This is a genomic window from Paenibacillus sp. NN59 (genome assembly GCF_057597225.1).
Genome location: NZ_CP199678.1, coordinates 230,205 through 244,788, shown reverse-complemented (window position 1 = coordinate 244,788; position 14,584 = coordinate 230,205). Strand labels below are relative to the sequence as shown.

15 protein-coding genes are annotated in these 14,584 nt (G+C 46.3%); 6 read left to right on the top strand and 9 right to left on the bottom strand.

Annotated elements, in window-relative coordinates:
• Positions 1–171: 171 nt before the first annotated feature.
• From ACT89M_RS01130 to ACT89M_RS01095, 8 genes are all read right to left on the bottom strand, one after another.
• Positions 172–1,260 (bottom strand): low temperature requirement protein A, encoded by a 1,089-nt coding sequence (locus ACT89M_RS01130; RefSeq protein ID WP_154891527.1) that lies wholly within the window; start codon positions 1,258–1,260, stop codon positions 172–174.
• A 105-nt stretch (positions 1,261–1,365) separates the two neighbouring features.
• Positions 1,366–2,325 carry a ring-cleaving dioxygenase gene (locus ACT89M_RS01125; protein WP_154891528.1) on the bottom strand — a complete coding sequence of 320 codons (960 nt, stop codon included), beginning with the start codon at positions 2,323–2,325 and terminating at the stop codon, positions 1,366–1,368.
• A gap of 179 nt (positions 2,326–2,504) precedes the next feature.
• Positions 2,505–2,732: a DUF896 domain-containing protein gene (locus ACT89M_RS01120; protein WP_308723449.1), complete on the bottom strand. Its 228-nt coding sequence runs from the start codon at positions 2,730–2,732 to the stop codon at positions 2,505–2,507.
• A 349-nt stretch (positions 2,733–3,081) separates the two neighbouring features.
• Positions 3,082–4,128, bottom strand: coding sequence for an SPFH domain-containing protein (locus tag ACT89M_RS01115; protein WP_308723418.1), 1,047 nt, complete (start codon positions 4,126–4,128; stop codon positions 3,082–3,084).
• A 94-nt stretch (positions 4,129–4,222) separates the two neighbouring features.
• A complete protein-coding gene (locus ACT89M_RS01110) occupies positions 4,223–4,996 on the bottom strand; it encodes a TPM domain-containing protein (RefSeq protein ID WP_373323321.1) in 774 nt (257 codons plus the stop codon).
• 23 nt (positions 4,997–5,019) lie between these two features.
• Positions 5,020–6,051, bottom strand: a complete 1,032-nt coding sequence (locus ACT89M_RS01105) for a TFIIB-type zinc ribbon-containing protein (protein ID WP_308723420.1) — start codon at positions 6,049–6,051, stop codon at positions 5,020–5,022.
• A gap of 30 nt (positions 6,052–6,081) precedes the next feature.
• Positions 6,082–6,789 (bottom strand): PspA/IM30 family protein, encoded by a 708-nt coding sequence (locus ACT89M_RS01100; RefSeq protein ID WP_186809812.1) that lies wholly within the window; start codon positions 6,787–6,789, stop codon positions 6,082–6,084.
• Between the two features lie 87 nt (positions 6,790–6,876).
• The gene (locus tag ACT89M_RS01095) at positions 6,877–7,095 is read right to left on the bottom strand and encodes a hypothetical protein (RefSeq protein WP_308723421.1); all 219 of its coding nucleotides are present in this window, start codon (positions 7,093–7,095) and stop codon (positions 6,877–6,879) included.
• 230 nt (positions 7,096–7,325) lie between these two features.
• Between ACT89M_RS01095 and ACT89M_RS01090 the strand changes: the two genes are divergently transcribed.
• From ACT89M_RS01090 to pdxA, 4 genes are all read left to right on the top strand, one after another.
• Complete coding sequence (locus ACT89M_RS01090; protein ID WP_308723422.1) at positions 7,326–9,014, top strand: PrpR N-terminal domain-containing protein; 1,689 nt, start codon at positions 7,326–7,328, stop codon at positions 9,012–9,014.
• Between the two features lie 235 nt (positions 9,015–9,249).
• Positions 9,250–10,236, top strand: a complete 987-nt coding sequence (locus ACT89M_RS01085) for a 2-keto-3-deoxygluconate permease (protein ID WP_154891533.1) — start codon at positions 9,250–9,252, stop codon at positions 10,234–10,236.
• A 313-nt stretch (positions 10,237–10,549) separates the two neighbouring features.
• On the top strand, positions 10,550–11,845 hold the full coding sequence (locus tag ACT89M_RS01080) for a four-carbon acid sugar kinase family protein (protein ID WP_154891534.1): 1,296 nt from the start codon (positions 10,550–10,552) through the stop codon (positions 11,843–11,845).
• Positions 11,842–12,843, top strand: coding sequence for a 4-hydroxythreonine-4-phosphate dehydrogenase PdxA (pdxA, locus tag ACT89M_RS01075; RefSeq protein ID WP_253498657.1), 1,002 nt, complete (start codon positions 11,842–11,844; stop codon positions 12,841–12,843). The genes ACT89M_RS01080 and pdxA overlap by 4 nt, the downstream gene beginning before the upstream one ends.
• A gap of 153 nt (positions 12,844–12,996) precedes the next feature.
• On the opposite strand, the gene ACT89M_RS01070 is transcribed toward pdxA, so the two are convergent.
• Positions 12,997–13,383, bottom strand: coding sequence for a RidA family protein (locus ACT89M_RS01070; protein ID WP_154891536.1), 387 nt, complete (start codon positions 13,381–13,383; stop codon positions 12,997–12,999).
• A gap of 105 nt (positions 13,384–13,488) precedes the next feature.
• Here ACT89M_RS01070 and ACT89M_RS01065 point away from each other — a divergent pair, with 105 nt between their 5' ends.
• Positions 13,489–13,824: a winged helix-turn-helix transcriptional regulator gene (locus ACT89M_RS01065; RefSeq protein WP_154891537.1), complete on the top strand. Its 336-nt coding sequence runs from the start codon at positions 13,489–13,491 to the stop codon at positions 13,822–13,824.
• 186 nt (positions 13,825–14,010) lie between these two features.
• The gene (locus ACT89M_RS01060; protein WP_154891538.1) at positions 14,011–14,577 is read left to right on the top strand and encodes a TetR/AcrR family transcriptional regulator; all 567 of its coding nucleotides are present in this window, start codon (positions 14,011–14,013) and stop codon (positions 14,575–14,577) included.
• Positions 14,578–14,584: the final 7 nt, after the last annotated feature.

Below are 14,584 nucleotides of genomic sequence, written 5' to 3'. Positions count from 1 at the left end.
TAAAAAATAGAACCAACTTCATGGATATGGCAGATTTACTTGTACCTAGTCCCATCTTAACAGATTGCGTACATGAAAATATATGAGAAATATTTATGTTCTTATAGCAAAAATGAAAGCCACGAACAAAGTCGTCCGTGGCTCTTGCTTCTCTTTTTATATAAACGTAGATCATGTCGTCAGCTTCGCATATACCAAAAAGAACAACATATCCTCACCCATGATGACATATCCGGGAACGCGGTAGATTAGATCCACCACCACAAAGGCCACTAACAGCCCCACCATGACCACCATATGAGTCGGACGGAGACGGAGATGCGGATGTCTGTAGCGATGAAACACAAGAGTTGTCGACAGGAAATACAGTAGCACCGAGCCAAATACAAACGCAAGCATAAACTCATAGCTCAGCAGGTTCTGGTACAGCAGTTGGATCGAAGCAGCGATCATACTCAGGGAGATGTAGATAAATAAATGCCCGTAGATGATCGCCTGCCCGGCGGTTTGCATCTCTTTGCTCACTTTTTTCTCCACGTTATCGAAGTACTGCCACCACATGGCGATGACAAACAGGGACGTAAAAACAGCGAACAAGATCGATTTCCAATCCCAGTGGTCGGCTGACAATACCGCGATAATGCTGACAACGGATTCACCTAGCAGAATGAGCGTAAAGAGAGCAAAACGTTCCAGCAGATGATGGGTCTGCACAGGCACCTTCACCAGATTTTTACGACCAAGCAGCGGTAAAATAATATCCACGGCAATTCCGGCATACAAAATCACATACCGCACCCAAGAATCAAAGAACAGCGAACCCGATGAGATCACGATGCCAATGATAAACGAGAGGCCCAGGAAACGGGCGGCCTGCTGCTGATGCTCGCTTTTCGATTTGTGGATCGTCAGGTACTGAATCGCGGTAAATGCTCTGGAACCAATATAACCTACGAAGAAGGATAGATAGTGTTCGTCAAAATGAGTGGACAGACTTGCCGTCATAATGAGAACCGACAGCAGTTGAAGGATGAGGAAAATCCGATGGCTCAGAATATCCTGACCATAACGGTTGATGAATAAGGTCTGGCCTACCCACGCCCACCATACCGGAATGAAGATTAACACAAACTTTAATAAATATTCCCATGTAATGACGCCATGCTCGGCATGTAACAAGACATGGCCCGCTTTGGAGACTGCCGCGACGAAAAGCAAATCATAGAACAGCTCCAGCCAGGTGACCTTTTTCTCCATCATCCCTCAATGCTCCTTTTGGTTTAGTTTCATATTCGTTGAAACAAAGGTGTCCACACGCAAACTTCGAGGACAGAACAACCTTCCAATATCCTTTATCTCTCTATCTCACTCTGTCACAGCTGTGACAGGCGTAAGTGTTCTGACTTGAATGGGCTGCAGATTATCCTCGATCTGAGTCCGGTATTGCTCAAACCACTCTGGCAGCATCAGTTTCTGTCCAAGCGCTTCGGCGGGTTCGTCTTTGGCAAAGCCTGGAGGATCAGTCGCAATTTCGAACAAAATGCCGCCAGCTTCTCTGAAGTAAATCGCGTTAAAATACTGACGATCCCGTACCGGCGTCGGCTGGTAGCCATACCCGCGCACGGCTTCACTCCACTGCGCGTGCTGTGCATCATCGACTGCACGCCATGCGATATGGTGCACCGTTCCTGCGCCGCCCATACCAAGTGGCACGCGGGTAACAGGCACATCCACGATGTTGCCAATGTCTCCGATGGAACGGAAGCGGGCATATTCTTCATTTTCGCCCACTTTCACAAATCCGAGAATACGCTCAAGTGCATCCATCGTACGCTGCGGATTCACACTGAACAGTACGGCTCCACCGAACCCTTTGATTGCATGTTCAGCAGGAATACCTTCCTGCACCCAAGTATTTGCCGCTCCTTCTTCCCGCTCAACAAGCTCCAGACGCAAGCCTTCGCTATCTTCGAATTGCAGCAATTCCTCATCAAAGCGGTTAGTGCGAGTTAATTCGATATTAAAACTTTCCAGACGATTTTGCCAGAAGTCCATAGAACCCGGTGGAATGACATATGAAGTGATGCCTACCTGACCGCCGCCAATCTGGCCTCGTGGTGAACCAGCCGCCGGGAAGAAGGTAATAATGGTTCCTGGACTGCCGTGCTCATCTCCGAAGTACAGATGGTATACATCCGGTGCATCGAAGTTTACTGTTTTTTTCACTAGACGAAGTCCCAGAACTCCGGCGTAAAAATCAACGTTAGCCTGCGGATCTCCAGCAAAAGCGGTAATGTGGTGGATGCCTGTCGTTTGAATATTCATGATTATTTCCTCCTTGGTTTGTATGCTTATTTATAGTGGAATCATACTATCTTTAAATTAAGATATATGGTCTGTGCTACTAGTGCCGGATTGAGACTAACATCCGCACGAGTAGCACAGTTTATCGTGAACTCCCTAATCAGGGAACGTTTAGTGCCCCTCTGCTTCTGCAACAAAATCTATGGATTCTGTCTGGAAGCCTGTTCTTGTTTCAATTTATCTGGAGTCACGTCATCGCCGTTTGGATCGTAGATGGTGGCATTCAGCAAAATGTCGTTGACTGAACCACGGAAAGTCTGCAAATATTCCTGGCGAAGGCGAGCCTGTTCAGCCTGTTCCATCTCCGTCAACCCACCTGCTTTGGCTTTTCTCGCGAGTTCATTAATTCGCGTCAATGTTGGAATCATCATCTGGATCTCTCCTCCTGTTCAATCATTTGAAGATATTTATTTGAGTATATTCTTGTGTTAGTCTTGCTGTCACTTTCATTCAAATTAAATATCTTAATATAAAGATAATTGATTTTGTTTTGGTTGTCAACACTTTGTTTTTATGAAAAATCAAGCGGGTTTGCTTCGCATTCAAACGTATCGCTCCTATATAATTAAAATCAATAAAAGGTTAGCCCTACGGATATGATCTCCTGTAGAACTAACCTTTTATTCGAAGTTATGCTTAGCATACAGTTAGATAAGCTTAAATTGAAGTTGAACCTCAGGTATCCCGTTACTTCGGGAATCCGGATTTAGCAAGCGATCAGGCCAGCTTTTGTCCGCAGTTCGGACAGAAGTTGGCTCCTTCATTTTTGGCACCACAGTTCGGACAGAAGTTTGGCTTTTTGCCATCCTCACCAGAAGACGAAGGCGCACCCGCATTATTATTCTGCTGTTGACTTTGATTCTGGTTGCTTTGGTTATTCCCTTGGTTATTTGAATTTTGATGATTGGAGTTCTGATTGTTCTGGTTCATGTTTTTCAGCATTTCATTCGCCATGTTCATACCCATCATCATACCTGCCATATCGGAAGCTGCACCGCCGCCCTGTACTTTACCGGAAGAGATCCCGTCGGTCATACTCACCTGCTGGTACTTTTGCAGATTGCCGATCATCTCGTGGGAGGCCGTTTTGGTGATCATATCCTGAATTTCCTGCGGATAGTTAAAGCTCATCACCTGGAAGCCGGTTATGCCAATCCCGATATCCATCATCTGCATATCCAGATCCTCTTGAATACCGCGTGCAATATCCGATGCATTCGCTTGTAGATTGAACATGTCCTTGCCCTCACGGCTAATCCACTTCATCAGTAGCTGATCCAGCACAGACGTGATGCGGATTTTGACATCCTCCACCAGGTAACTCTGTTTGATGCCTGCGATTTTATCGATCAGGGTGACATAGTCACTCACCTTAAAGTTAAACGTTCCGTTCGCCCGAATCGGCATACCGCCGGGAAGCTGCGGTGTCGGAATCAGTACCGGACTTTGCGTACCCCAGCGGACGGTGAACTCCTTTGTATTTACAAACAAAACCTCAACCCGCATACCGCTGTTGAATCCGAACTTGAATCCTTTTAGCGTGGACAGAAACGGAATAATCTCCGAGTCGATATTAAACGAACCTTCGTCCTCAAAAATACCTTCCACCTTACCGTTATTCAGGAAAATCGCATCCTGTCCCGAGCGGATAATCAGCTTACTGCCCTTTTTAATCTCTCGGTTGTTCCACTTCCAGAAGATCATATCATCTCTGAATTCTTCCCATTCCACTACGTTGGAGAACTGATTTCTGAAAAATCCCATGTTCGATCCCGTCCCTTCTATAGTAACCCTATCAAGCTTCATCTACGTTGTGCCATCATTCAATAAATGTTGACGATATGTCTGGTTATTGCGGTTAGAACGATCGGCTACTACCACTGTGCGAATGTCCACCTGCGGTCGTACCTCCACCACCGCCGCCTCCGCTGTTGTTATTGTTTTTCTCAATTTTGGTCTTCGTGACCGTTGTGCGAATATATCGATCCTGACGATCAATCACATGAGAGTTATCCGAATCCTCATAAGTAGCGCGGTTCACCGTCACACGTCCGCCCGAACGATAGGTCATGACACCAACGACAATACCACCAATCGCTACAGATGCGGCAAGCTGAAACCATGTTTTGAATATAATATTATCCGGGTTCACTCCAGGCTTGAGATCCAGATATTCGTAAGACAGGTTCAGAAACTTTTCAAAAGCGATCCGATAATTGCCTTCTGATAAATCCGAGTAAATTTTGTCTGTAATTCTAGCGGTTCGGTCGTTGTCGACGTATTCTTCACCTTTATAAAAACCCGCCACATAAACCTTCCGATTGTACATATCCAATGTCAGCATAACGGTGTTCCCATGAGGTTTATCATACCCTGGTGCTCGGTTATCGTAGAATTCCTGAGTCAGAAGCTTATCTTCCTTCTGTTCCTCGTTGTTAGTCGTGTAAATGATCAAGTCCGTCTGACGCTCCGCCGAATACTGATTCGCCAGTGCATTTAATTCATTTCGATCCTGTTCACTTAACAGGTTAGCCTCATCGTAGATGAGGTTTTTGTTCTCGGCTGCGGATGCCGATGATATCGGAAAGATCGGAGCGAGCATGGTCACTAGAAGTACAATTAGCGCTGCCATCGCAACTACGGGTCTTTTTTGGCTCACAGGAATCCGCCTCCCATCATCCACGACACCAGCTTCAGCGACAACAGTGAAACGGCGGCGACACCCGTAAACCATCCAGCCACTTTGGCTTTACTGATCGGTGGTTTGCCGACCACTTTACCCGTCTGTCCATTCATGGCAAAGGTGTACTGTTTGTGGTTGTAATCATAGTTGACCATCCATACGGGTAACAGGACATAGTCTGCATTTTTGAGCGTGGTATCGATATGTTTATTGATGTAGCTCACGCTTGTATATCCCGATACGGTAGAGGCGATGTAAGAATCAATGTAGGATCTTGTCTTATCCTTGGCCCGTGGGAAAAGCTCATCTTCGGAATAACTGTATTTTTCCGCAATATATCCCGCCAGATACGGGGTTTTGAACAATTTCAGCTCATTGTAGGGAAAAGGCTCCAGCTTATCCATCAGCTCGTCGTTCATTTTTTCCGATGCGTCGATGGGCAGATTCACGTATTCCAACCGAATTTTACGATAAATATCAAAATGCTGCGTCTCCGTATAATGGTAGTCACCCTGCGTATAGGATCGTACCTTGGTACCCTGAGCATGGACCTCAATTCGGTTATGTAAATCATAAAGCCAGAACGGCACGTATATGCCGGTAACGCTCTGGATGCGATCAGCGGTCATGAAGCCACCGGGCGTGAGCAGACCGTTTCTGCACCATTTTTTGAACGCCTGTTTCGCTTGATCTTTGTTGATGGAAAAAGGAATCACCATCGCCGGGGCCAAATTGCCCGTCAGCCGATCACTTAGCACCACCGCCGCACCGCAGAAACTGCATGTCGTTGCACTTGTCTCCGGTTCGGTCACGATATCTGCTCCGCAGCTGTTGCAGTGATATTCCTTCACTTCCCCCTCCGTAAACACCTGCTTCTTCAAGGGATCAGGGAGCTGTTCAATGTTGTCCTGCCGCCCGCAGCTCGGACAAGATAATGCACCGGACACACTATCAAAAATCATGCCGCTGCCGCAATTCGGACATTTATACTCTAATACCGGCATCTGTTCACCTCCGTGTCTAAATCGGATGTCTTACTTCCCTAGTTTCTCCTGGATCGCTGCCAGTTCCTCGTCCGCACTTGGACTTGGATTCTCTCTATTCCTATTACCCGCATCCGCGTTCATATCCCGCTCCAGCTGTGCAATAAGTTCATCCAGATCATCTTCCTGTGTGCCTGCACGAAGCTCGGCAAGTGCTTCCGCTTCATTTAATGCCTGATTCGCTTGATCTTCCATCGCTTTAAACGCAGATTCAGCACGGCTCGCAGATGCATTTTGTTCATTCAACTGCTGCTTTGCCTTCGCATCAGCCATGCGGCCTTTCAGCTCTGCATGTCTTGCCTCCAATGTCCCCAAATCTGCAACAAGTTTGTCGTTCATGTGTTTCATCATCTGCGCTTTGGCGGAGGCCCGGTCATATGCCGCTTGTAATTCATTGCGTTTGTCAGCCAGCTTCACTTTTTTCTCCAAAAAGCTGCGTGCCTTGTCCACATCACCTGACTCCGCTGATTTCTCCGCATAACGTTGCAACTTGTTCACCTCAGCTTGGCACTCATCCAGTGCCCGCTTGGCCCGATTTTCATCCGACAGTACCGCGGCTGTCTCCGCTTTCACCTGTCCCAGGTCACTGCTCAGGCTCCGCATGTACTCGTTCACCGTTTTCTCCGGGTCGCCTGCCCGGTTCAGCATATGATTCACATTGGCCTTCATCACGTCTCTAAACCTCGATAAGATTCCCACCATTTGTTCCTCCTTCGGGTATGTTCATATGAATATAATACATGAATAACACCGCATACGTTTCATTAAAATGATTCTAAGCTCTGGCTACATCTCCTCAGGCAGGCTCTCCACCGCTGTAAAAAAGACATCCAGCAGCTCCACACCATACGCAGTCCGCACGTATTCTGTAATATCTGCCACATCCTCTTGCCGCTGATACTCCAGGCACGGACGGCCTTCGCTCCACAGCACTCTGCAAGGGAATCGCTCCACCACACACTGGATAATATGGTCTGGATCAGCGGCTTTATGTATATTTGGCATATGTCTCGACTCCTTTATATAAATTAGCTTTGATGTCGCAAACACGCTCTAACTATGCACTCAGGTAAATTCCTTCCCAATGCTTTAATTTTGAAATACATGTTGTTTTGATTCAGTGCAGTTCGTCACACCGTTCTTCATACCTCGCTTCACTCCTCTTCAAAGATGCCTTTCTTCTTCAAATTAGCTATAATAAAGGGATCAATGATTTTATAAAAGGCAGGAAAACTATGCGTACACGAGTTCATTTCATCGCTCCTTATGAATCGATGATTCCTATTATAGAAGAATGCATCCCGCGCTATCCTGAGCTATCCATCCAGACCGATGTGGGTGACTTGGCAAAAGGGGTAGAGCTGGCCATTCAAGCTGAGAAAAACGGTGCAGAAATTATTATTAGCCGTGGTGGAACCGCGCAACTCATTAAACAAGCGGTGGCCGTTCCTGTCATCGATGTGCAGCTATCTGGCTATGACATGATTCGTTCTCTCACACTGGCAAGCCAGTTTAACGGACATACAGCTATCGTTGGATTCTCCAACATTACATCTGGCGCACAGTCCATAATCGACCTGATGGATCTGCCGCTCAAAGTTTACACCATACATAGCTCCGAAGAGGTCGCCAGGTTACTACTGGAGTTGAAGGCCTCTGGGTACCAGCAGATTGTGGGTGACGTTATTACCGTGAATACCGCAAAGGCCTACGGTCTGGACGGTTTATTGATTCAATCGGGCACCGAATCCATTCTCAGAGCCATGGAGGATGCACAGCTAGTCTACCGTTATTTGAGCAAAAATCAGACGGTCTCCATCATACTCCATGATCTCGTGACCCAAGAGCATCGGAATCTGCTGATTTTGGACGAACAGGACGAAGTAGTTTTTGAAAACTGGGCTGATTTTGATCATAATCCACTCACCGAAAATCACTTGTATCTAATGAACACAAGTCTGGAGTTCCATCAATCCAAAATTCAGAACGTGTTTATGGTAGACGATTATCAATTGACGGTGCAGGCTTATGAAACCAAGCTGGATAACAAGAGCTACAAGGTGTATCTGCTGGAAAAAGAAGAACCTTACGCATTTGCACAATTCGGCATCACCACGTTCACCGATTCCTCGATGGAGCCCATCGTTGCCGAATCACCTGCCATGCAGGCTGTATTAAAGAATATCCGCGCACTCTATTCGCATAATGAAGCGATATACTTATTGGGCGAAGCCGACTCTGGTAAATCCTTTCTGGTCAAACATATGCATCAGATACATGCTGGCGGTGGACTTTTGTTGCAAATTGATCTCTCCCAGGTTCCTTCAGGTCATTTGCACAAAATCCCGTTAACCAAGGTGAAAACGGTCGAGTTGAATCAGATCGAATCACGCCTGAACGATCCTGAGCTGCTTACCTTCATCGAGACCTGTCTCCAAAACAACATCGGTCTGTTTATTCTAAGTGAGCAAGTGCCTGATCCGAATTGGACACTCCGGCTGAAGCTGAACACACTCATGATGCCAAGCCTGGCCGAACGTACGGAGGATCTTGAACCGTTGATGCAGCATTTCCTGACGGGGTATTATCACAAATACGGCACTACCGCTGTACGAATCAAGGAGGATGCATTACAGATAATTCGGGATCAGGCCGCACAGATGAACGTCAATCAACTGAAACATCTGATCAAACAAGCTGCCCTGAATGAACCGGATTATGTCATTACGAGGGGCACTTTAACCCGTCTACTTCATCAACAGTCTGCGGCAAATGTAAGTGCAATGAAGCTTGGTGGTACATTAAAAGAAATTGAGCAGGAAGTCATTAAGCGAGTGCTACAGGAAGAAAATAATAATCAATCCAAAGCCGCTGAGCGTCTGGGGATTAACCGAGCCACATTATGGCGTAAACTTAAAGATTAACTTTAAGTTTACGCCTTTTTTATAGGCTTTTTTTGCGGGCTTCTTTTCAAGAGCAGCACTCCTTATGCTCGTTCAATGGATATTGGACTGCACATGATGATTGTGTTGCATTTTTAAACAATTTTGAACTTACTTTAAATTTACAATAATTTATTGTTGCTAATTTAAACAACATAAGCTAACATAGTCTCTGCAAGCGCTTAAGAAAACGATTACTTCATAAGGAGCTACGACTATGAACATTAAAGCTACTCTCGATCGCATCCCTGGCGGTATGATGGTTGTTCCCCTGTTGCTAGGTGCAACGATCAATACATTTTTCCCGAATGCTCTACGCATCGGTGGATTTACAGAAGCTCTTTTTGTAAACAGTGCGAGCACACTCATTGCATTATTCCTGTTAATTGCAGGTACACAGATCACATTTAAAACAGCTGGTTCCTCTGTCGGCAAAGGTTTGACCCTGCTTACGTTCAAGTGGGTAATCGGTGCTGGTCTTGGTTTCATCGCTATTCTACTCGCTGACTCAAACGGCTTATTTCTAGGACTTGCTCCGCTTGCCATTATTGCAGCTATGACGAACTCCAACGGTGGCCTCTACATTGCACTTGCAGGTCAATATGGCAAAGAAGATGATAAAGCAGCCTACCCGTTCCTCGCACTTAGTGACGGACCGTTTCTAACGATGGTAGCGCTCTCGATCTTTGGTGCGATGGGCTTTGCGAACGGTATGTTCTCTCCGATGTCCTTTGTTGCGGTATTGCTTCCACTGATCGTTGGTGTCATTATTGGTAATCTGGATCGTAATATGGCTGAATGGCTGCACAAAGGCAGTGACAAGCTCGTTCCGTTTTTTGCCTTTGCGCTCGGTATGGGCATCAACTTCTCCTCTATTATCCAAGGTGGACTTGGTGGAATTCTGCTCGGCGTGCTGACTGTGCTTCTTACAGGCGGGGTTGGATACTTGCTCTTCAAAGCCATCGGCTGGAATCCCATTGTTGGCGCATCTGAAGGTTCCACAGCGGGTAATGCGGTAGGTACACCAGCTGCCATCGTAGCTGCCAACGCTTCATTTGGCCCTATTGCGGAGATTGCTACGGTGCAGATTGCGGCAAGTGTTGTGACCACGGCAATTTTGTTGCCGATCTTTATCGGTTTCCTCTCCAAACGGCTGGAGAAATCAGGCGGGGTCGCCAAATATAATAAACGACCGACCACATAAATAATGGGCATTAATACTGAGTAATTTTTTTTGAATTTTTTACCATATAAATCGAACTATCTATTTACACATTAACGGAGAGGACAGAAAAAACCTGGAGAAGCGAAGCCAAAAGCTTTCTGAAAGAAAGCTACATCGGAAGCATAAGCTTCGCCTTTATCACCGGATTTCCCCCTTTGGAAAAGGGATTCAAGAAATCTGGGGATAACAGCGATTGGAAGGTTATTCTGTCATCGGAGTGATCCGTGTAAACACCTTTGGTTCAATTTATATGGTTAATGTAACAAACGAAAACTAAAGGAGGGATGACTGCATGAAACTGGCCATTATTGCAGATGATTTGACCGGTGCCAATGACAGCGGGGTGCAGCTAGCCCGGCATGGCCTGAAGACGAGTGTTCTATTTAATATGGACGAGGCCTCTCTGGCCTCTTATGATACCGTTGTTTTTGATACGGATAGCCGTTCTATTGCAGCAGAGGAAGCTTATAATCGCGTGTATCATGCAGCCAAGCTGCTGACGGAGAACGGGTTCGATACGCTTTTCAAAAAGATGGATTCCACCATGCGAGGCAATATCGGTATCGAGATCGATGCAGTATATGATGTTGTACAACCTGATTTCATGATGATCGCCCCCGGTTATCCCAAAAATAACCGTACCATTCGAGAGGGCATTCATTACCTAAACGGCGTGCCACTTGCGGAGACAGAAATTGCCCTTGATCCAAAAACACCCGTAACGATCTCTTACCTGCCGGATCTGCTCAAACAGCAGACGAAATACCGCGTGGGCGAGATCACAGTTGGTGATCTGGAAGCCGGACAAAAGCAATTACATGCCAAACTGGAGCAGTTCAAACAAAACAACATTCCGTATGTACTGGTGGATTCCACGGAGGAAGCACATTTGGAGCAGATTTTGCAGATGACACGGGACATGCCGTATACATTTGCTTGGGCGGGTTCAGCAGGGATTGCGAACTATCTCCCGGCTCACTATGAGCTAGAATCCAAATCCGCCGCACTCACGATCCCGGAGAATACCGGCCCCATCTTAACCGTCGTGGGCAGTGTGAATAAAAACTCTCGGGAGCAGTTGTATCGTTTGCTCCGTCAGTCTCGGATTGCGTCCGTATCGTTTCATTCGTTCAAAGCCGTATCGGCAGAAGCAGATCGTACTGCGGAGATGGAACGTGTCTACGATGAGGTTAGAACCAAAGCACTGGAGGGGGAAGATGTCGTGCTCTACTCCACTGCCGAATCCATCGATATTGAGCTGGCACGGGCAACAGGTGAGAATCGCGGATTGAATCACACACAAGTCAGCAACGAAATCGTACGTGCGATAGGCGAAATATGCGCCAGACTGCTCGAAGAGGGACTTTTCAAAGGAGTATCCATGACGGGCGGCGATACCGCCAAACAGATTTGTCTAAAATGGAATATCAGCGGCTTCGAACTGCTGGACGAGCTTGAAATCGGCGTGCCAATCTCCAGATTTATGGGTATTGAAGATTTATATGTGATTACCAAAGCAGGCGGATTCGGCAAACCGGACGTCTTTATCCGAGCAATTCAAAAATTAAAAGGGGGTATTCTCGTATGAAACCCACAGTAGGTATTACGATGGGCGATGCCGCAGGCATTGGACCGGAGATTATTATGAAAGCATTGGCACATCAAGAGGTGTATGATCAGTGCAACCCACTTGTGATTGGTGATGCAAAGATTTTGGAGCGTGTGCTACCCGTGATCGGCTCCAACTTGAAAGTGAATTCTATTCAGGAACCAGAAGAAGCAAAGTATGAATTCGGCACTGTCGATGTCATTGATCTGAACCTTGTTCCAGCTGATCTGGAGTACGGCAAAGTGTCAGCTGTGGCGGGAGATGCGGCATTTCAGTTTCTTGCGAAGGCCATTGATTTGGCGAAAAAGAAACAGATTCACTCGATCTGCACAGCACCGCTTAACAAAGAAGCACTGCATCTGGGAGGTCATCTGTATCCAGGCCATACGGAGATTTTGGCAGACCTGACCGACACCGAGGACTTCTCCATGATGCTCACTACGCCTAACTTGCGCGTCATTCACTTGACCACTCATATGGGTCTGATTGATGCTATTGCGAGCATTAACCCGGAAAGAACCTACACGGTTGTGAAGCTGGCTCATGATACGTTGAAAAAAGCAGGCTTTGACAATCCACGCGTCGCGGTATGCGGGATTAACCCTCATGCCGGAGAGAACGGCCTATTCGGCAACGGGGAAGAAGAAGAGAAGTTGCAGCCCGGCATTGAGCGTGCGCAGCAGGAAGGTATTAACGTCGTTGGTCCACTGCCAGCGGACACACTCTTCTTCCGCGCAGGCCGCGGCGACTTCGACATCGTTGTAGCCTGCTACCACGACCAAGGTCATGCCCCAATCAAGGTGATGGGCATTGAGGAAGGCGTGAATATCACGGTTGGACTGAAAGGCGGCATCATCCGTACATCCGTGGACCACGGCACAGCCTTTGATATCGCTGGCAAAAACATCGCTGATGACAAAAGCATGCTGGCAGCTATTCGCTCCGCCATTGAGCTTGCACCGAAAGATTTGGTGTAAAGAGAGTAATCCTTTAGTATATAGCTCTATAAAGTAAACATCATATAGATCAACCAAGGCAAACCTACTTCATTCGAAGGTTTGCCTTGTTATTTTTTTATATCCATACACCTCTAATGAAAAGAACAGCTACGATTCCTCTGTTGCCCATTTTTATGAACCAACATGGGCAACGCCTCGAATCTCCACCCATTGTTCAGGGAATGCCAGATAATTTACCCCAATCAGACTGCCTGCCGGTCGATGCTCACCAATATACTCTTTAAACATTTCGATGGCGATTTCCCCGTGCTTCTGCGCCTGAGTCAAGTAAATTTCAACATATGCAAGATTAGACCTGGTTACATCAAACTGTGCTAATACGGTATCCAAGTTCTCTAATGTCTGTAATACTTGTGCCTGAATATCCCCCTCACCAACAAAGCTACCTTCTGCGTTGTGAGAAAATTGTCCAGAAATGTACAGCGTATTGTTGACGCAGTAGCCTTGAGAGATCCCGTGATCCCAGAGATCATGATTGTACGTTTGAATTGTGGTCATATAACTAGCCCCTTTACTTTAAATTAAGGCTAGTATAGACTGAGCAAAAAGATTAGGATAGTACGCACAATAATGATAGGTACTATCTGAAAGGATAGTGTAAACATGGGCATATCCGACTTTGAAGGCGAGAATATAGCTATTCAAGATACACCTTTTGGCTACACCATGTCTGTCATCGGTGGTAAGTGGAAGATGATTATTTTATATCTGCTCGCTGCCAAGCAACCGGTTCGTTTCAATGAAATGCAGCGGCAGATTGGAGCGATCACGTACAAAGTTCTAAGTGCACAGCTCAAGGAACTCGAGGCCGATGGATTAGTTACGCGTAAGGAGTTCCCGCAGATCCCGCCCAAAGTAGAATATTCACTGACATCGAAAGCACAGACAATATTACCCGTGCTGGAACAGCTGTGCGAGTGGGGCGAAAAGAATCGTTAAAGCGGTAATGCTTTTAGAGACAACGAATAAAGATGGATTCCCTGTCATTTTCAATGGTCTATATTCGGCATTCGGGTATCTTATGCTAAACTGAGTATATTCAGTAGATTGTGTTGCAGTCGCTGCACCATTTTACGATCACAAGACACGTTTTAGTTTTAAATCAGACGAAAGAAGAGATTGTTCATGGGAAGAAAGCAATCGTTTACGGAAACAGAGCTGCTGGATATGACCAAAAAATTGGTGCTTGAGCATGGGTACGACGGTTTCCACCTCAAGCTGCTTTCGCAGCATCTCTCCGGAGCTCGGAGTACCATCTATCAGTATTACGCCAATAAAGAGGAGATTGTGGCTGCTTGCATGAAAAGAGTCATCGCTAATGTATTGGAACATGCATCAGCCGTTGATGAGTCCGACCCATTAGAAGCGCTTGAAGAACTGCTACTTATTTACGTTGAAGAAGCCGCGCTCCATCAGCTTCTAGGGGATGCGAATAAAATTAATACCTCCAACTCTCCTGCAGCAGCAAGAGATCTTGAATTTATTGAAGAAGCGCATCAGACACTCAAACTTCAATTATCACGTTTGTTTGAACGCGCTCAACAGGATAAATCTCTCCGCCAAGATATCCCTCTACCTGTACTTATTGGTGTCTTTTTTAACTTGTTTAATACACCTAACATGATGAATTTGCCTACAGCTGATTGGGGTAAACTGCTTTTTCAAACGTGGATTGGAGGAGCCAAGAGATGAGTTTTCT